Source organism: Microvirga sesbaniae, from assembly GCF_025460805.1.
Taxonomy (GTDB): domain Bacteria; phylum Pseudomonadota; class Alphaproteobacteria; order Rhizobiales; family Beijerinckiaceae; genus Microvirga; species Microvirga sesbaniae.
On the sequence record NZ_JAMXFJ010000002.1, the window covers coordinates 127,106 to 145,533 of the forward strand.

13 protein-coding genes are annotated in these 18,428 nt (G+C 66.6%); 5 read left to right on the plus strand and 8 right to left on the minus strand.

Going from position 1 to position 18,428, the window contains the following annotated elements; translation table 11 throughout:
* The first annotated feature begins 259 nt into the window (after positions 1–259).
* A complete protein-coding gene (locus tag OCW50_RS03290) occupies positions 260–4,891 on the plus strand; it encodes an apolipoprotein A-IV repeat region-like domain-containing protein (RefSeq protein WP_262296431.1) in 4,632 nt (1,543 codons plus the stop codon).
* 260 nt (positions 4,892–5,151) lie between these two features.
* On the opposite strand, the gene OCW50_RS03295 is transcribed toward OCW50_RS03290, so the two are convergent.
* From OCW50_RS03295 to OCW50_RS03315, 5 genes are all read right to left on the minus strand, one after another.
* A complete protein-coding gene (locus tag OCW50_RS03295; RefSeq protein WP_262296432.1) occupies positions 5,152–5,907 on the minus strand; it encodes an outer membrane protein in 756 nt (251 codons plus the stop codon).
* Between the two features lie 1,569 nt (positions 5,908–7,476).
* On the minus strand, positions 7,477–8,151 hold the full coding sequence (locus tag OCW50_RS03300) for an ABC-type transport auxiliary lipoprotein family protein (protein ID WP_262296433.1): 675 nt from the start codon (positions 8,149–8,151) through the stop codon (positions 7,477–7,479).
* A 24-nt stretch (positions 8,152–8,175) separates the two neighbouring features.
* The gene (locus tag OCW50_RS03305; protein WP_262269742.1) at positions 8,176–9,753 is read right to left on the minus strand and encodes an MlaD family protein; all 1,578 of its coding nucleotides are present in this window, start codon (positions 9,751–9,753) and stop codon (positions 8,176–8,178) included.
* Positions 9,754–9,761: 8 nt separating this feature from the next.
* Positions 9,762–10,565, minus strand: a complete 804-nt coding sequence (locus OCW50_RS03310; RefSeq protein WP_262296434.1) for an ABC transporter ATP-binding protein — start codon at positions 10,563–10,565, stop codon at positions 9,762–9,764.
* A gap of 1 nt (position 10,566) precedes the next feature.
* Positions 10,567–11,715, minus strand: coding sequence for an ABC transporter permease (locus OCW50_RS03315; RefSeq protein WP_262296435.1), 1,149 nt, complete (start codon positions 11,713–11,715; stop codon positions 10,567–10,569).
* Positions 11,716–11,795: 80 nt separating this feature from the next.
* On the opposite strand from OCW50_RS03315, the gene dgcA reads away from it, so the two are divergent.
* Positions 11,796–12,779: an N-acetyl-D-Glu racemase DgcA gene (dgcA, locus tag OCW50_RS03320; RefSeq protein WP_262296436.1), complete on the plus strand. Its 984-nt coding sequence runs from the start codon at positions 11,796–11,798 to the stop codon at positions 12,777–12,779.
* Here the strand turns inward: dgcA and OCW50_RS03325 are convergent.
* Positions 12,749–13,930, minus strand: coding sequence for an MFS transporter (locus OCW50_RS03325; protein WP_262296437.1), 1,182 nt, complete (start codon positions 13,928–13,930; stop codon positions 12,749–12,751). The two genes, dgcA and OCW50_RS03325, sit on opposite strands and share 31 nt — an antisense overlap.
* Positions 13,931–14,088: 158 nt before the next feature.
* Between OCW50_RS03325 and OCW50_RS03330 the strand changes: the two genes are divergently transcribed.
* The gene (locus OCW50_RS03330) at positions 14,089–14,589 is read left to right on the plus strand and encodes a hypothetical protein (protein ID WP_262296438.1); all 501 of its coding nucleotides are present in this window, start codon (positions 14,089–14,091) and stop codon (positions 14,587–14,589) included.
* Between the two features lie 6 nt (positions 14,590–14,595).
* Here OCW50_RS03330 and OCW50_RS03335 read toward each other — a convergent pair whose 3' ends face one another.
* Complete coding sequence (locus tag OCW50_RS03335) at positions 14,596–15,603, minus strand: glycosyltransferase family 4 protein (protein WP_315974392.1); 1,008 nt, start codon at positions 15,601–15,603, stop codon at positions 14,596–14,598.
* The gene (locus OCW50_RS03340; protein ID WP_262296439.1) at positions 15,603–16,415 is read right to left on the minus strand and encodes a UDP-2,3-diacylglucosamine diphosphatase; all 813 of its coding nucleotides are present in this window, start codon (positions 16,413–16,415) and stop codon (positions 15,603–15,605) included. The genes OCW50_RS03335 and OCW50_RS03340 overlap by 1 nt, the downstream gene beginning before the upstream one ends.
* A gap of 615 nt (positions 16,416–17,030) precedes the next feature.
* Between OCW50_RS03340 and OCW50_RS03345 the strand changes: the two genes are divergently transcribed.
* Positions 17,031–17,288, plus strand: coding sequence for a CBU_0592 family membrane protein (locus tag OCW50_RS03345; protein WP_262269735.1), 258 nt, complete (start codon positions 17,031–17,033; stop codon positions 17,286–17,288).
* Positions 17,289–17,437: 149 nt separating this feature from the next.
* Positions 17,438–18,370 carry a DMT family transporter gene (locus OCW50_RS03350; protein ID WP_262269734.1) on the plus strand — a complete coding sequence of 311 codons (933 nt, stop codon included), beginning with the start codon at positions 17,438–17,440 and terminating at the stop codon, positions 18,368–18,370.
* Positions 18,371–18,428: the final 58 nt, after the last annotated feature.

Below are 18,428 nucleotides of genomic sequence, written 5' to 3' on the forward strand. Positions count from 1 at the left end.
CATACGAAACCTGCCGTCTTTTCGCCGCAATTTTCCCCGGTAGAGCAGGTTACTAAGCCGTTAACGACGTTCATAAATGGCAGGGGACATCGGGTTCCCTTGTTTCAGATCGGCCGCTAGACTTGCTTGGTAAATGACAGATTACCGTGCGGAATTCCCAAGACAGGATCCCGCACCGGTTGGAGCCAGGCATTCACCTCGTCGTTGTAGGGAGTGAAGGCGGCTTCAACCATCATCAGTTGCGTCACGAGGGCGGATCATGGCGACCGAGAACAAGAAAATGAAGGACCCGGCCGAGGCAGCCTTGTCGGCTGTCGAGCAGGCGCTCAATCTTGAAGAGACTTTCGTGATCCACACACCGGAGCGCTCGGGCGGCAAGTCGTACGAGGAGCCGAAGCTGCCCGATATCGACGATCACGACTTCACCAAGGGTCCCTTCGGTCTCGGTTCCGATTCCCTGTCCGCCCAGGCAGACGACCACGACCCCAGGCTCGACGACATGGCCCGCTCCGGCTTCATCGCCCCCGACCGGAACTCCGTGGCCAATGACGACCGCCAGAACGTCGGCGTGATGCTGCAGGCCCTTCAGATCCGCCCCTCCCGCCGCGCTTACTGGATGGCCGCCCTCGCCACCCTGCTCTGGCTCGGGGGCGTCGGAGCCTTCGTCTATACGCAGGGCATTACGACTCCCGAACAACTGCTCGCCGCCTTCTCGACCTCGCAGCTGGCCCTCGCCGCCGTCGGGCTCGTGGCACCCGTCTTCCTGTTCTTCATCGCGGCGATGCTCACCGTCCGTTCGCAGGAGATGAAGATGGTGGCCCGCGCGGTCGGCGAAGTCGCCGTGCGTCTGGCCCAGCCCGAGAACTTCTCGACCGACGCGGTTCTCTCGGTCTCGCAGGCCGTGCGCCGCGAGGTCGCGGCGGTCGGTGACGGGGTCGAGCGGGCTCTCGCCCGCGCCGGCGAACTCGAAACCCTCGTGCGCAGCGAGATCTCGACGCTGGAGCGCGCCTATTCCGACAACGAGATCCGCATTCGCTCGCTCATCGACGAGCTCGTGGCGCAGCGCGAGGCCATCGTGTCGAACGCGGAGCGCGTGCGCGGCTCGATCACGGGGGTGCACCAGACCCTCATTCAGGATCTTGACGGCGCCAGCGAGCGCGTCGTTGCGGCCGTCAGCGGCGCCGGCGACAAGGTCACTGCCTCGCTGGAACAGCAGGGCGATCACATCACCCAGGCCCTCGGCCGCGCCGGGGAGCGCGTCGTCGAGGAAATGGCAAGCCGCGGCGTCGAGCTGGTGGAACGCCTCTCGGGCTCGAGCGAAGAGATCAAGAACGGCATCTCCGAAGTCGGCACCATCATCACGGGCGCGCTCGAGAGCAAGGCTCAGGACATCACGGGCGCCTTCGAGCGCACCGGCGATCTCCTGACCCGTCACCTCCAGGAAGGCGCGAGCCAGGTCACCCGCACTCTCGCGGAAACCGGCCGCGGCGTGATCGACGCGCTCGCCCAGCAGGGCAACGACGTGCGCGAGGCCTTCGAGTCGACGGCCCGCACCCTGGAAGACAGCTTCGCCCAGCGCGGCAGCGAGATCACGGAGAAGCTCGCAGCCACCGGCGGCGTGATTGCCGACGACATCTCGGCCCGTACCGCGGAAATGCGGGACCAGATCGCCGCCGCCGGCTCCGCCGTGGGCGAGGAGATCGCGACTCGCGGCGTGCAGGTCCGCGAGCAGCTCGCCGCCACCGGATCCGGCGTGGTCGATGAGATCGTTCTGCGTGGCAACGAGTTCCGGGAGCGCCTGGCGACGACCGCAGCCGACGTGACCCGTGAGATCGACCAGCGCGGCGCCGAGGTGCGCGAGCAGCTCGAGAGCGCGGTGCGCCTTGCCGACGAATCCATCGGAACCCGCGTGGAGGATCTCGCCAATCGCCTGGAGACGGCGAGCCAGCGGGTCAGCGAGTCCGTGACCGTCCAGGGTCAAGCCCTGGAGACCAGCCTGGCTCAGGCCGGCGAGCGCGTCTCGCTGCTCATGGGCCATCAGGTCGAGGAATTCCGCACATCCTTCGAGTCGCGAGGGGAGGAATTCGCGCAGGCCCTTTCCCGCCACACCGACGAAGCGCATACCCGCCTGGCCACGACTGCCAAGGACATCGTTCTCGCCATCGCGTCCCAGGGTTCGCGCGTCAACGACGTGCTCAACCGCACCGCGGAAACCCTCTCCGCGACGGTCGATACCCGCACCCGCGAGATGGAAGAAACCCTGGGCTCGCGTCTCACTGCCTTCGAGGGCGTCATGGCCCGCGGCGGCGAGATGGCCGAGCGCATGTCCCGGGACGTGGGCAGCCTGACGGAGACGATCAGCGGCCGCTTCGAAGAAATGGACCGTCTCATCACCGTGCAGGGCCGCACCGTGGCCGAGTCCTTCGCCGAGCGCGCCCGCGAGGCGACGACCGCGATCGAGACCCAGCTTGCGGCTCTCGAGGAGCATGCCACCCGCCGCACATCGGAGATCGCGGTCAACTTCGACACCATCGTCGAGCGGGTCGATACGGTTCTCGGTGCCCGCTCCACCGCCCTCAACGAGGCTCTTGTCATCCGCACCGGCGAAATGGCTCGTGTCATGGCCGAGGGCGGGCGCGACGTGGCGACCGCCCTCCAGGCACGCGTCGACGAGATCAGTCAGGCGATTGCCGCCAAGACCAATTCGATCGCCGATACCCTGGCGTCGAAGGCTGAACAGATCGGCGAGTCGCTGGATGGCCGCATCGCCACGATCAACGAGGTTCTCGGCACGCGCGCCGACGAGATCACGGCGACCCTGGGCACCCGCGCATTCGAGATCAACCAGACCCTCGGGAGCCGCGCGGATGAGATCGCCAACGCCCTCAACCAGAGCGTCGCGATGCTCGAAGACCGGGTCGTCAACCGTCTCACCGGCGTCGCCGAGACCATCGACGAGCGCGGACAGGCCGTTCTCGGCTCCTTGACCGGCCGCATCGACGAGATCCGCTCCCTCTTCGACACCCAGGGCACGTCCCTGGTCGAGAATCTCGGCACCCATGGCGACCTCATCGGCCGCGAAGTCGCAGCCATCAGCGAAGCCACCCTGCGCACCCTCGAAGAACGCAGCACCACCCTGCTCTCCTCCCTCCAGGAGCGCACGATGGAGATGACCGCCTCCTACGCGCAATCGACGGAGGCCATGCGCACCGCCATCGACGAAGGCACTCAGCAGAGTGTCCAGACCCTCGCCGGCACCAGCGACCGCCTGCGGGGCGAACTCACCGATGTGCTCGGCCGCCTGCAGGATGCCAATCGCCTGCTCCAGCAGGTTGCGGCCTCGGCCAGCAGCAATCTCGGCGCCGTCGAGGACGGGTTGGCCGGGCGGGTCCAGCACATCGAGTCGCTCCTCTCGGAAATCGCCACCCAGACGGGCCGTGCCTCCGACCAGGTGGCCGATCAGGTGGACGCGCTGCGCAATGTGTCCTCCGGGGCCATCCAGCAGGCGCTGGACCTGGCCCGGAGCCTCGAGGAGCGCGGCCGCGCGCTCACCGACACCACCCAGGATCAGGTGCGTACCCTCACCGAGGCGACGAGCGCTCTGGAGCGCGTCGAGGCGCGCATGAGCGAGGCCCTGTCCAGCCGCCAGCACTCCCTGGACGAGCTCCTCGCCCGGATCACGGACCGTTCGCAGGAACTCGAAGCCGTCACCCGGTCCTTCACGAGTCTGATGGAGGGTTCTCTCGAGAACGCCGATGCCAAGGCCCGGCAGCTCGGTTCGGTTCTTGCCGCAGCCGCGGAGACGACGACGAACGCCATCGGCGAGCAGTTCGAGCGCATCCGCGCCACCACGGGCGAGGAAAGCACGCGCACGGCGGCCGCCCTGCGCACCAGCTACGAACAGGCGGCGGCCGAGATGACCGAGGCGCTGACCAGCGCCACCGCCAGGTTCCGCGATACCATGGGCGAACTCCGCGGCATGACGGGTCAGATCCAGCGGGAGCTGGAAGCCACCCGCGCGGAACTCCGCCGCGGCGTCGTCGAGCTGCCGCAGGAGACGCAAGAGGCGAGCGCCAACATGCGCCGCGTCGTCGCCGATCAGATCAAGGCCCTCAACGAGCTGTCGGCTCTCGTGTCGCGCTCGAACCGCCTCGTCGATGCCGCCCCGGCTCCTCAGCCCCGCAAGGCGGCCGTCAACGAGACGCCGGTTGCCGCCACCATGGCGGCAGTCGCGGCCGCGGTCGAGCAGCGCATCGCGCAGACCCCGGCTCCCGGCCCGACGGTCGCCCGGCAGGCCGAGCCTAAGCCTCCGGCCGCTCCAGCTCCAAGCCCTGCTGCCGCAAGCCCCGCTCCGGCCCCAAACCCCGCTCCTGCGCCGGTCCGCCAGGCGCAGCCGGCCGAGCGCCCGGCCCCCCGGCGGGACCAGGTGCCGGCCCGTGATGCGGGCGGCCGCAGCGGCTGGCTCTCGGACCTTCTCAACCGGGCCTCCCGCGACGATGACGTGGAACCGGCCCGCGCGCCGGCCAAGACCGAGCGCGGCCGCACGGGCAGCCTTGAGTCCCTCGACTCGATCTCGGTGGATATCGCCCGGATGATCGATCACGAGGCCGCCGTCGAACTGTGGGACCGTTACCGTCGCGGCGAGAGCAACGTGTTCACCCGCCGTCTCTATACCCTGCAGGGTCAGCAGACCTTCGACGAGATCCGCCATAAGTACCGTCGGGATGAGGAATTCCGGCAGACGGTGGATCGGTATGTCGAGGAGTTCGAGCGGCTCCTGTCCGAGGTGGCCCGCGACGATCGCGACTCCATGCTGACGAAGACCTATCTCACGTCGGAAACCGGCAAGGTCTACACCATGCTGGCCCACGCGAGCGGGCGGTTCGAGTAGGAACTTTCAAAGCCGATCAGATGCGAAACGCGGCCTTCGGGCCGCGTTTCTGCTTTGCGGGCTTTAGAGCATCGGATGGATCCCAAAAGTGCAAGTCCACTTTTCATGTCCGATGCTTCAGGGTTCTTGCTGGTGCCGTTGCGGCAAATCGAAGGGAGCTCGGTGCCTGTATCCGGCTCGACCACCCGCGTCGGGCTGCCCCGCCCCGGGGGATGGGAAGAAACGTTCGGTCGTGTGAGGGGTCCGACCCGACCTTATTCTCAATCGAAGGTGTAGCGGACGCCGACGCGCACCTCGTGGGCGCCGATCGACTCCATCTCCAGTCCGGCACCGTTGTCAAAGGTGCGGGTTTTCACGTCACCCAAACTCACATAACGGTATCCGAGATCGAATGTGACATTCGACGACAACTGGTATCCGACACCGGCCATCAATGCCCAGGCCAGACTGAAGTTGTCGCCGCCGGCGATCGATTGCGAGTCGCCGACCCCGGTCTGCGGATCGTCGATCGTCAGCACCTGGTCAGAGAGAACGTTGTGGGCCACGCCGATGCCGGCGCCGACATAAGGCGTCACGCCCATCACCGGTCTGAAGTCCAGATAGCCGTTGGCCATGATCGTCGAGGATTGGAACCGACCGGAATCCGCAAGGGACGTCGTGCCGGGACCAGGGGCCAGCACGGCACCTTTGAACCGGGCGTCAAACGTGTGATCCAGCGTCATCTCCGCCCGGACATTGGCATTGAAGCGGTATCCGACCCCCGCGCCGACAACAGCGGCAGGGTCCAACCTTTCACGGCTGAGGTCACCGGTGACAGGCTGGGTTGCAACGTCCGCCTCCGGATGTTTGTATCCGACATAGCCGAGGGTCCCTCGCAGATACCAGCCGCGGGAGGTCTCCCGATAACCGCTCATTGCCGGGGAAGGCAGAAAGACGCGGGAGAGGTCGGCAGCCGAGGCAGCGGAACCTGCTGCGGCGAAAAGGCCAAGGACGGCCGCAATCTTGATGAATTGCATAGGGGATCTTCTTCACACGGCAAGCCACACGGACTGACGAGAACCCTCGGCAGCATCGTTATTATGTGTCTACAGCCTAAAGAAAACGTTAACCTTGAATCGCCGCATCGTGAGCCGCGCCCTGGCGAGGCCGAAACCCATCGACGCATACGGTCGTTGCAAGCTTTCACAGCTGCAAGTCGGCCGGACTCGTCAGTGTTCGCCGCCGGCGCAACCTCAACACTGCGCGCTTCATGAAGACGAGAGCATCGGATGTGAAACGTGGATTCACGTCCGATGCTCCACTCTTGGCCGGCGCATCGTTCGGGGCGGGCCCGGAGGGCCGCCTCAGCGGCCCGCTTTGGTCCGCAGGATGCGCTCCGCGGTCTTCCGATCGCGTTCACCGGGACAGCCCCGGTGATGACGGGGAGAAGGTGGCATGGGCCGGCACTGACACCCGCCATGTCATGGCTTGGCTCGTCCCGGCCATCCTGCGGCCTCACTGCCACCCTCCCCACGTCATGGCCGGGCTTGTCCCGGCCATCCCGATGCGGTGAAGCGCGGCGCCTCTCGTATCGGGATCACCGGGACGAGCCCGGTGATGACGTGGCGGGTTGTGTGAGGCGGTGCGAACACCCTCCCACGTCATGGCCGGGCCTGTCCCGGCCATCCCGATCGGAAGGGCGCGGCACCTCTCAGAAGCGGGATCACCGGCACGAGGCCGGTGACGACGCGGAGAAGGTGGTGAGGTCCGGCGCTGACACCCGCCACGTCATGGCCGGGCTTGTGCCGGCCATCCCGATTGCCCGATGCTCACATCCTGAAGGGGCGCATCGTTCGGGCCCCGAGCGTGGTCCGCTCGCGTCCGCACGATGCGCTCCCCCCCTCGGCGAGCAGTGCCGGGACAGTCCGGGCGGATCGATGTCCTTGCGGCTTGGCAATAGCAGCTATGCAATTTCGCAAGATGCGAGAGAAGTCTCGCTACGGAAGTGACTTCCAAGCCGGCAATTCGTCATCAAAGGAGTTTTCGCCTTACCGACCAGCTAAACCCTCGTAAACAATGAGATTTTATCGGCCATCGCCTCGTATCGGGCCATCAATGCTGGTGATCGGGCGCGATCTTTGTAACGCTTGTTCCAGGAGCGTCCCGCGGACGACCTTAGCAACTCGTCCATGTCCATTGTGCGTTCCCTATAATCCGCTCTTTGTTTCCCGCCGACGGAATGATAACACTATATCATTCTACAGCGCATTGACCTGAGCCGCGCGTCTGTCTGGAATCCTTCGCAACCGGGCTCACGTCCTTGCTCGAATCGCGACCGAAACGATGCATCAGCATTGGAGAAGGCCATGCGTATAGGGCCAGCGGGTCGACAAGGTGACGAAGGCCTACCTCAACGGCGGCAGCGCTACGGCCCCGACATCGCTGTCCATCGATCTCCCGCCCCTGAACGCGCCTTCTCCGGACGGTTCGGCTCCCCCGCAATAGGATGCGGAGCCGCAAGTCCGCGCAAGGCCATGACCGGACTACCGGATCTGGGCTCTGAAGACCTGGAGCCCAGATCCGGTTTTGAATGGCGGCGGGATCGGTCAGCTCGGGACTTTGTCCTTGTCGGGCGCCTGCGACTGGCTGCCGACTTCGCCGGGCTCCTCACGTCGGGGCAGCGGGCTTGAACTCACCCACCGCACGATGTCGAGCATGACGACCGACAGGGCCTCGTCGAGAGCGCGGGCGGCATTCGGCGCGTCCACGGCGCTGGCCGGGACGCTGGCGCGGAAGATGCGGCCGTTGACGATGCGACCGTTCTGATCGCTGACGATCTTCACGGATATCTCGGCCACGGCCATGTTGTCCGGAGTGGCGATCTCGAACCGGCGCAGCTCCGAGATGAGCTGAACGTCCGCGATGGCGCCGCTGCTCGGCCGCGAGACGCCCCGGAGCTGGGAAGCGTTCTCGAAGGTGTTGATCAGGCGGGTCTGGATCAGCCGCGGGAGATTGTCCGCCCACTGGCCTCCGCCGATGAACGACACGGAGCCGCTGGCATCCTTCACGAGGATCTGCTGGGTCGAGAGCGCCTGCAGGGCCGCAGGTTCGTTGACCAGGACCTGAACGCCTGCCGCGCCCCGGATTCGGGAGGTCGGCGCCGACAGGTCGAACGTGGCCGGCGCCGGCCCTGACGAGCAGGCGCCGGTCAAGGCGGCCAGAACCAACGCCGGGGCAAGGCCCCGAAGCAGGCAGGCTCGATTGTTCAGGGGGGTTAACACGGAGGATCCACGCATACTGGTTACTTAACGGCGTCCACTATACTCGGGGAGATTCGAACGGCCACCGAAAAGAAACTGCTGTGGATTACGCTCGATGCTCCTGACGGCGCGGCTGATGTCCCCCAGGGTGCGACGCCCCTCGACCGCCAGAGCCTCGTATTCCCTCAGGCCCGATTCCGTGAAGCGGTTGACGCCACCGAGAATGCCCTGGATGCCTTCGGTCCGGGTGTTGAGGTCGTTGGCGAGGTCACGCACGGCCACGGCCGCCGAGCGGATCTCGTCGAAGGCCCCCTTCCCGGCCTCCCCGGACGCCGAGCCGAGGAACTTCTCGGCCCCGGCCAGAACGGCATCGATCTTGTCGGCGGACTTGTTGAGCTTCTCGGTGATCGAGCGCGCCTCCTGGATGGCCTTGTCGATGTCGGGGCTGCGGCGGCTCAGGGTCTGGGTGAAGGTGTCCACGTTCTCGACCGTACGGCCGATCTTGGCCGGGTCGACCGCCTTGGCGATCTCGGCGATCTCCGCCACGGCCGAATCGAGCTTCGGGGCGGTCTCGTTGAGACGGTCGATCAGGCTCGCCGCGTCCTTGAGAGCCTCGCTCACGACCTGGCGGTTCTCCCCGAGGGCCGCGGTGAAGTTGTCGACATTCTCGACGATGCGGGAAACGCGCTGGCCGTCGATGGAATTGGCCACCTCTTCGACCTTGTCCACGGTGCGCCCGACCTTCGCCGGATCGATGGCCTTCGCGATGTTCGAGATATCTCCGACGGCGCTGTCGAGCTTCGGGGCGGTCTCGTTGAGACGGGCCACGAGGCTGTCCGCATTGCGCAAGGTGTTGGTGATGGCCTGCCGGTTCTCGCCCAGGGACTGGGAGAAGCCCTCGACGTTCTCGACGATGCGGGTCACGCGCTGCGGATCGACGGCGCGCACCACCGCGTCGACATTGGTCGCCAGGGTCTCGAGCTTCTCGGCCAGAGGCCCGACTTTCTCGGCCGCCTGCCCGATCTGGGCCAGGAAGCGGTCGATGCCCTCCGAGTTCTCGCCCAGAGCCTGGGAGAAGCGCTCCACGTTCTGGATCGTCCGGCTGATGGCCCCCTCGTTGTCGGAGACGACCCGCCCGACCCGCTCCAGGACGTCGTCGGCCCGGCGCGCGATGTTGCGCGCCGTCTCGATCAGATCCTGGAAGTCCGAGCGGTCGGCGAAGATCGTCGGCATGGGCTGGCCGGGACCGGCCACGAGCGGCGGGGCGCCCGGTTCGCCGCCGGACAGGCCCACATTCGCCACGCCGGTCAGGCCCTGGTATTCCAGGCGGGCGCGGGTGTCGGACCGGATCGGCGTATTGCTGTTGACCGTCGCGATGGCGACCACGCGGCGGGGATCCTCCGGCAGGAGGTCCAGGCCCGTCACCTCGCCGACGCGCAGGCCGTTGAAGGACACGCTGGACCCTTGTGAGAGCCCGGAGACCGAGCCGGAAAACACGATGCGGATGCTCTGGCGCGCCTGCCCCCGCTCGCCTCCGGAGAACCAGTAGACGAAGCCGAAGGCGGCTGCGATCACCGCCAGGGTGAAAAGGCCGATCAAGGCGTAGTTTGCACGCGTTTCCATCGTTACCCTTACGCGCCGCCGGCCATGACCGCGCGTGCCCGTTTCCCATGAAAATAAGAGCGAAGCCACGGGTGATCCGATTCCAGCATCACCTCGATGGGACCCTCGGCAAGAATTTTTCCCTCGCCGAGAGCCGCTATCCGGTCGCAGACCGAATAGAGACTGTCCAGGTCATGGGTTACCATGAATACGGTCAGGCCTAAAGTCCGCTGTAACGTCGCAATCAGGTCGTCGAACTCGCCTGCTCCGATGGGGTCCAGCCCCGATGTCGGCTCGTCGAGGAAAACGATCTCAGGGTCGAGGGCCAGCGCCCTCGCCAGGGCGGCGCGCTTGATCATGCCGCCGGACAGCTCGGAGGGCAGCTTGTCGGCCGCGTCGGGGTTCAGCCCCACCATCTCGATCTTGAGCATGGCCAGTTCGTCGAGCAGCCGGTCCGACAGGTGCAGATATTCCCGCATCGGGACCTGGATGTTCTGCTTCACGGTCAGGGCCGAGAACAGCGCACCCTGCTGGAACAGCACGCCCCAATGCCGCTCGAGCTGGCGGCGTTCCTCGGGAGACAGGTCGTCGAGGTTCTGACCCAGCACCTGGATGGTGCCAGCCCGCTTGGGCACGAGCCCGAGGATGGCCCGTGTGAGGACCGACTTGCCCTGGCCCGAGCCGCCGACGAAGCCCAGGATCTCGCCGCGGTAGACGTCGAGATCGAGCCCCTTGAGGATCGTTCTCTCTCCGAAGCCGACCTCGACCCCCCGGACGCTGATGATCACGTCGCGGTTCTTGGTCGGGTCGGAGGGGCGCCGTTCGAGCATCATGTCAGTAATTTATCGCTGCGAAGAACATGGCAAAGACGCCATCGAGCACGATGACCATGAAGATGGCCTTCACCACGGAGGACGTCACGTGACGCCCGAGGGACTCGGCCGAGCCCTCGACCGCCAGGCCCTCCAGGGTGGCGATGATCCCGATCACCAGCGCCATGAAGGGGGCCTTGATCATGCCGACCAGGAAGGTGTTCAGGCTGACCGCGGCCCGGAGGCGGTTCAGGAAGATGTCCGGGCTGATATCGCCATAGACCCAGGTGGTCAGTCCGCCGCCGACGAGCGCCGCGATCGACGCGATGAAGGTGAGGAGCGGAAGCCCGATCACCAGCGCCATGATTCGCGGCACGATGAGAACCTCGATGGGATCGAGGCCCATGACCCGCAGGGCGTCGATCTCCTCCCGCATCTTCATGGAGCCGATCTCGGCCGTGAACGCGGATCCGGAGCGGCCCGCGACCATGATCGAGGTCAGAAGGACTCCCAGCTCGCGCAAGACCAGGATGCCGATGAGGTCGATGACGAAAGGGGTCGCCCCGAACTTCACGAGCTGGAAAATGCCCTGCTGCGAGACGATGCAGCCGACCAGGAACGAGATCAGCACGATGATCGGAACGCCCCGATAGGCGATCTGCTCCAGCTGGTTGATCACCGCCGTCCCGCGGAAGCGGCGGGGATGGACGATCACGCGGATCAGCGCGGCAATGAGCTCGCCCAGGAACCCGACGCCGCCGACCATGTCCCGGCCGGCGCCGGCGACGCTCCGACCCACATCGACGAGGAAGTCGACCACCCGGGAATGCCGTGGCTTCGACGGGCCCTGGAAGTCGCGGAAGGCCGCTTCGTCCAGCAGGATCTTCTGCTCCGGCGTGGCATTGGCGAAATCGACCTGTCCCTTGCCGGACATTTCGTGGCGCGTGCGGTTGAGCGTCCAGGCGCCGAGGGTATCGAGACGCTCGACGCCGCTCAGGTCGAGGACGAGGGGAAAGGCTTCCGCGTCCGTTTCGATCTCCTGGACCAGGGATTCGACCGTCTGGGCATGAGGCGCCGTCCACGGACCGGAGAGCCGGACCGTCGTCTGCCCCCCGGCGCGGTCGATTGCGACTTCCGGCTTTCGAGCCAAGGTGCCCTGCGCCACGATCATCCCTTCGGCATTGATTCCGCTTGGTGATAGCGTGTCATTGCGCCACAAGTCGAGACGAAGTTAAGCAGAGATCGAAGAGAATGCGCACCCTCACCGTATCCATCGACCGATTCCCGATTGCCGGAACATTCACGATCGCCCGCGGCTCCCGCACGGAAGCCGTGGTGGTCACCGCGGCGATCGCCGAGAACGGGGCGGTCGGCCATGGGGAATGCGTGCCCTACCCCCGCTACGGCGAGACGGTCGAGGGTGTGGCGGCAGCCATCGAGGCCATCCGGCCGCAGATCGAGGCGGGACTGAGCCGAGAGGCGCTGCAGGGCCTCATGCCGCCTGGCGCGGCGCGCAACGCGGTCGATTGCGCTCTCTGGGACCTGGACGCGAAGCGCTCCGGAATCCGCGCCCACCTGACCGCCGGGCTGACCCGATGGCCGCCGGCGACCACTGCCTACACGATCAGCCTCGGCTCGCCCGAGAGCATGGCGGAAGCCGCCGCCAAAGCGGCCGACCGGCCGATCCTCAAGGTGAAGTTCGGCGCGCCCGACGGCGATATCGACCGGATCAGGGCCGTCCGCCGGGCGGCGCCCCAGGCCACCCTGATCGCCGACGCCAACGAGGGCTGGACCGAGGAGAACCTGGAGCGACACCTCGCGGCCTGTGCCGACGAGGGCTATGCCCTGGTGGAACAGCCTCTGCCTGCCAAGGCCGACGGGCATCTCGGCCGGATCTCGCGCCCCGTCCCGATCCTGGCCGACGAGAGCGTCCATGACCGGGCGAGCCTCGACCGGCTCGTCGGCCTCTACGAGGTCGTCAACATCAAGCTCGACAAGACGGGCGGCCTGACGGAAGCCCTGGCGCTCGCCGACGCCGCGGAGGCCAGAGGCTTCTCCCTCATGATCGGCTGCATGGTCGGCACCTCGCTCGCCATGGCGCCGGCCCTGGTTCTCGCGCCGCGCGCGCGCTTCGTCGATCTCGACGGTCCTCTCCTCCTCGCGAAGGACCGGGAGCCGGGCCTGCGCTACGAGGGCAGCATCGTCTATCCGCCGGAGCCGGCCCTCTGGGGCTGACCCCTTTGGAGGCGGACCACGACCAGCATCAGGATGAGCCCGATGGCGCCCAAGGGCGCCATCGCGGCGAAGACGCCGGCCCCCGCCTGGCTGTAGATCATGCCGCTGACGATCGTCGAGGCCGCAATCGCAAGAGCCGTCAGGGAGCCGTAGATTCCCTGCGCCCGCCCCCTCGCCTGCATGGGCGCCATCGCCGCCAGGGCCGCCATGGTGCCGATATGGGTGGCCGCGAAGGACAGGCTGTGCATGGTCTGCAGCACGACCGTGACCTCCGCCCCGGGCCCCAGGGACATGATGCTGAACCGAACAACCGCGGCGGCCGATCCCAGCAGGATCAGGCCGATGCCCGACGTTCGGCCGACATGGCGCCCGAGATAGAGGAAGACCAGGATCTCGGCGATCACGCCGGCGGCCCAGAAATAGCCGATGACCGCGTCGGAGAAGCCGGCGGAGCGCCAGTAGATGCTGGCGAAGGCGTTGAGCGCCCCATGGCTCGCCTGCGTGGCGGCTCCTGCGATCAGCACCAGCCACAGGATCCGCGGGAGCTTGGCCGGAGCTGTCGCGTGCGGCGGGCCGCTGGGGCCGGCGGGTTCGGGAACCTCCTTCGGGACGGCCATGAGCGTGGCCGAGAGCCCCAGGACCGGAATGAGTGTCAGGGCGACGATCACGACGTCCGGACCGAAGGCGCCGACCAGATATCCGCCCACGATGTTGGCGATGAAGAACGCGACCGAACCGGCGCCCCTGATCCGGCCATAGTTCAACCCCGGATGGCGCTGGACCGCGTTGGTCGAGACGAGATCGTTGCCCGGGATGACGCAGGATTGCGCGACCGCCACGAGGGCCACCAGGACCATGATCAGGGCCGCATTGTCGACCAGCAGGAACAGCGGAAAGCCGATCAGCTGGCCGAGATGGCTGGCCAGAAGCAGGCGCCTTGCCCCGAACGACCGGTCCGCCAGGCTCAGGAGCGGCGCGGTCGCCAGGATCCGTACGATGATCGGGATGGCCACCACGAGCCCGATGACGGTCGGGGACAGCGCCTTGCTCTGCAACCACAGGGGAAAGAACGGGAGGTAGATTCCGTGGCTGGTGAAGCTGGCGGCCTGCAACGCGCCCAGGCGGAGTTCGAGAGCTTTCAGCGGATGCATCAGGACAATGGTCTTCTGAGGTCTGTCAACGGAGCGAAAGGAGCAAGAACGCGGTGCAAGACTACCCCTGAAGGCCTTGCAGGGGTTGAGCTTGCGAGCGCTTTGCGCACATCTGTTGGGGACAGGAATCAAACCCGGCCGAGATGGATTGCGCAACCATGCCCGATGAAGAGACCAACGTCACGTTCGGCGACCTGGATTTCGACACCATCGAAACGGCCGTCATGGAGACGGCGCGAGGCCGCTGGTTCCTGAAGGAATTCGCCAGGCGCAACCGCCATGCGGACACGCAAGCCATCCTCGAGGCGCTGAGCCGCCTGAAGGAAAAGCCGCTCGACGCCGGGGCGGCCGAGCCCTTCAGGGCCGTTCTCGAGAAGCTGGTTGCCCTGATCCGGCAGACCAAGGCGGAGGTCCGGTCCTTTCCGGCGCTCGACGCCGGCGACCCCATGAACGGCCTCTCGGAGGCGGAATTCCAGGAAGCGGCCGAGCAGCGCATCCGGCGCCTGGTGTCGACGCTTCATGACGTGGAAACCGCGGTCCAGAGCCTGATCGATCACAGCCGCGTGGAGATCGACCGGACGGAAGTCACCTTGGAAGCCGGCCCTTTCGAGGGTGAGAAGGCCCAGCATCTCCACCCGCACCCTGCCTTCCTGATGTAGAGGCAGCTAGTGATCGGAATGGGCCTTCTCGATATTGGAGAAGAACTGCCGGGCGCTCTCCTGCCAGGTGAAGGTCTCGCCATAGGCCCGACACCGCTCCTGCGGGATTGCGAGGGCCCCGAGGGCGGCCTCCCGCAGATCCCATGAGAGGACGCCGCAGCCCGACGGTCCGATCACGTCGAGCGGGCCCGTGACCGGGAAGGCCGCGATCGGCAGGCCCGACGCCAGGGCCTCGATCAGCACGATGCCGAACGTGTCGGTCAGGCTCGGGAACACGAAGACGTCCGACGAGGCGTAGACCCGGGCCAGATCCTCGCCCGTGAGAGCCCCGAGGAACCGGGCCTCGGGATAGGTCCGCTCGAGGTCCATGCGGGCCGGGCCGTCCCCGACCACGACCTTCGCGCCGGGCAGGTCGAGGCTCAGGAACGCGTCCAGGTTCTTCTCCACCGCGACGCGCCCGACATAGAGGAAGATGGGCGCGGCCGCGTCCAGGATCCGGTCGGTTCGGGGCCGGAACAGGCCGGTATCGACGCCCCGGGTCCAGCGCATGATGTTCCCGAAGCCGCGCCCGGCCAGCTCCCGCTCCAGGGACGGCGTGCTCACCATCATGGCGCGGGCGGCCCGGTGGAAGCGCCTCAGCGCCCCGTAGGACCAGGCCTCCGGGATCCTGGTGCGGGCCGCGACATATTCCGGGAACCGCGTGTGGTAGCTCGTGGTGAAGGCCCGCTCCTGGCGGGCGCAGGTCAACCGGGTCGCGAGCCCGATGGGTCCTTCCGTGGCGATGTGGACATGGGTCGGCCGGACGTCCTCGAGAATTCCCGCGACGGATCCGGGCCCCACCAGGGAGAGGCGGATCTCCGGATAGGTCGGCATGGGGACGGAGCGGAACCGCTCGGGCGTGAGGAAGACGACCTCGGCGCCGAAGCGCGGCGCCTCGAAGGCCATGTGTTCCAGGGAGCGGACGACCCCGTTGATCTGGGGCCGCCAGGCGTCGGTTGCGATCAGGAGGCGCATCAGGCGGCCTTTTCGCTGATGGCCGGGGCGGCCAGGTCCGGTTTCCGGGTCACCTCCAGCTGGACCTCCGTCCATCGGATGAGCTGGAACGAGCCGTCGTAGTGCTCGACCACGGCCGTGCAGGACTCGACCCAGTCACCCGTGTTCACGTAGGCGACCCCGAACTGGTCATGCATGGTGGCGTGATGGATATGCCCGCAGATCACCCCGTCGGCCTGCTGCCGGTGCGCCTCCGCGGCGAGAAGCTCCTCGAACCGGCTGATGAAGTTCACCGCGTTCTTGACCCGCAGCTTGGCCCAGGACGACAGCGACCAGTAGGTCAGCCCGAGGCGGCGCCTCACCATGTTGAGATAGGTGTTGACGAAGAGCGCCGCCGAATAGGCTCCGTCTCCGAGGAGGGCCAGCCAGCGCGCATGCCTGACGACGAGATCGAACTGGTCCCCATGGATCACGAGGTAGCGCTTGCCGTCGGCGGTTTCGTGCACCGCGTAATCGGCCAGCTCGATCCCGCCCAGATTGACCCCGATATAGTCGCGCAGGAACTCGTCGTGATTGCCCGGCAGGTAGATGAGGCGGGCGCCTTTGCGAACCTTGCGCAGGAGCTTCTGGACCACGTCGTTATGGGCCTGCGGCCAGTACCAGCCGGATTTCAGCTTCCAGCCGTCGACGATGTCGCCCACGAGATAGATCGTGTCGGCGTCGTAGGCCTTGAGAAAATCCAGCAGCGCGTCCGCCTGGCAGCCCTTCGTGCCGAGATGGAGGTCGGACAGGAACAACGTCCGTACGCGCAGAGCATTCACATCCTGAGCCATGGGCTTCTCCGGCGGGCTTGCTGGAGAACAGCCAAACGGATTCGCGTCTCGTCGCCGTGACGGTTTTCCTGCAGATTTGTGACGGCAGCCCCTGCCCCGCAGTCCAGGGCCGGTCCGACGGAGCGCGCCCTCCCTCTGCCGTCACCGACAGGAACGCCACCGTCTCCCCGTCATCACCGGGCTTGTCCCGGTGATCTCGATACGGTGAAGCGCCGCACCTCACCGCATCGGGATGGCCGGCACAAGGCCGGCCATGACGTGCGGAGGGTGGCGGGACAGGCGGGGGGTGCCATGACCGGGAGGTTGTTGTCACCGGCCCTTGCCACCCTCTCACGTCATCACCGGGCTCGTCCCGGTGATCCCGATGCGGTGAGGCGCCGCGCCCCAAAAGATCGGGATGGCCGGCACAAGGCCGGCCATGACGTGAGAGAGTGGCAGGACAGAGAGGGGTCAGGGTGGCCCGGCCATGACGTGCGGAGGGGCGGAGGAAGGGGCAGCTTGAACGGGCGAGCGCGGACAGGCGCTGCGTCCCGGTCCCGCCTCGGGCGAAAAGTCCGGTTCCCAGAACGGTCGGTTTGCCGTAGAGCCGTGTCGTCGGATCGGCGGAGATCGTGGATGAACGGACCTGACATCGTCGGGCTGGTCGGGGTTGTGGCCTACCTGTCGGCCTATGGGCTCTTGCAGCTCGGCGCCCTGAAGGTCGAGGACAACCTTTATGCCCTCCTCAATGCCCTGGGAGCGCTGCTGATCCTCTACTCCCTGCTGTTCGACTTCAACCTCGCGTCCTTCGTGACCCAGACGGCATGGCTGATCCTGACGGCGATCGGATTCGTCCGATCCCATGTCAAGCGCTCGCGGGCGGTCCAATCCTGAACCCTTGCCCTCACCCCCTGCCCTGAAGCCGCATCCGAACCCATGCGCCGGGCGCAGGGGTTTGCGCACCGATTGGGGGTTCACGGGACGGCCCGTCCGTGGTTGGCTGCACCCTTCCAAGCGACGCCAGCCGTGAAAACCCCTCTCCCGTGAAACCTCTTCTGGGGATCTCCCTCAAAGTCACCTCCGCCGTCGTCTTCACGATGATGTCGGCGACCCTCAAGACGCTCGCCGCCCGCTACCCTGTCGGAGAGATCGTCTTCTTCCGCTCGGCCTTCGCCCTGCTGCCGCTGCTGCTGTGGCTGGGATGGCAGGGAGACCTCGTCAACGCGGTGCGGACGCGGAACGTGGTCGGTCACTTCAAGCGCGGGTTCATCGGCACGGGTGCCATGTATCTCGGGTTCGCCGCCCTCTCCTACCTGCCGCTCCACGACGCCATCGCGATCGGCTATGCGTCCCCCCTGATCGCGGTGATCCTGGCGGCGCTCCTCCTGAAGGAGACGGTGCGCGCCTACCGGTGGACGGCGGTCGGCATCGGGTTCGTGGGCGTGCTGATCATGCTGTCGCCCTATCTGAAGGTCGGGACTTTCGGCGCGGACCTGAACGCCGGTCCCACGCTCGGCGCCATGCTGGCCCTCACCGGCGCCTTCTGCTCGGCGGGCGCCATGATCCAGGTCCGGCGCCTGACCGACACGGAGAAGACCGGCGCCATCGTGTTCTACTTCTTCATCATGGCGTCCGGCCTGTCGCTCTGCACCCTGGCGCTGGGCTGGCGCATGCCGGATTCCACGGACCTCGCCCTGTTCGTCCTCATCGGCATCCTGGGTGGCGTCGGCCAGATCCTGGTCACGCAATCCTACCGTTATGCGGACACCTCGGTGATCGCGCCGTTCGAATACACCACCATGATCTGGGCGCTCCTGTTCGGCTGGTTCATGTTCGGTGACCTGCCCACCCTGACCGTGCTGGTCGGCGCCGCCATCGTGGCCGCGACCGGCCTCTTCATCGTCTGGCGCGAGCACCGGCTCGGGCTCCTCCGGACCAGGGCCCTGCAGGTCGCGCCCCAGAGGCCCGGGGTCTGAACCTGAAAAGCGACGGCCATGCGCCTCCGGCGCTTGACCCGTTCGGCCGATTCCCGCA

Coding starts and splice junctions, on each gene's coding strand:
- OCW50_RS03290 (WP_262296431.1), top strand. CDS start 260: ATGGCGACCGAGAACAAGAAAATGAAGGACCCGGCCGAGGCAGCCTTG.
- OCW50_RS03295 (WP_262296432.1), bottom strand. CDS start 5,907: ATGCAATTCATCAAGATTGCGGCCGTCCTTGGCCTTTTCGCCGCAGCA.
- OCW50_RS03305 (WP_262269742.1), bottom strand. CDS start 9,753: ATGGAAACGCGTGCAAACTACGCCTTGATCGGCCTTTTCACCCTGGCG.
- OCW50_RS03310 (WP_262296434.1), bottom strand. CDS start 10,565: ATGATGCTCGAACGGCGCCCCTCCGACCCGACCAAGAACCGCGACGTG.
- OCW50_RS03315 (WP_262296435.1), bottom strand. CDS start 11,715: ATGATCGTGGCGCAGGGCACCTTGGCTCGAAAGCCGGAAGTCGCAATC.
- dgcA (WP_262296436.1), top strand. CDS start 11,796: ATGCGCACCCTCACCGTATCCATCGACCGATTCCCGATTGCCGGAACA.
- OCW50_RS03325 (WP_262296437.1), bottom strand. CDS start 13,930: ATGCATCCGCTGAAAGCTCTCGAACTCCGCCTGGGCGCGTTGCAGGCC.
- OCW50_RS03330 (WP_262296438.1), top strand. CDS start 14,089: ATGCCCGATGAAGAGACCAACGTCACGTTCGGCGACCTGGATTTCGAC.
- OCW50_RS03335 (WP_315974392.1), bottom strand. CDS start 15,603: ATGCGCCTCCTGATCGCAACCGACGCCTGGCGGCCCCAGATCAACGGG.
- OCW50_RS03340 (WP_262296439.1), bottom strand. CDS start 16,415: ATGGCTCAGGATGTGAATGCTCTGCGCGTACGGACGTTGTTCCTGTCC.
- OCW50_RS03345 (WP_262269735.1), top strand. CDS start 17,031: ATGAACGGACCTGACATCGTCGGGCTGGTCGGGGTTGTGGCCTACCTG.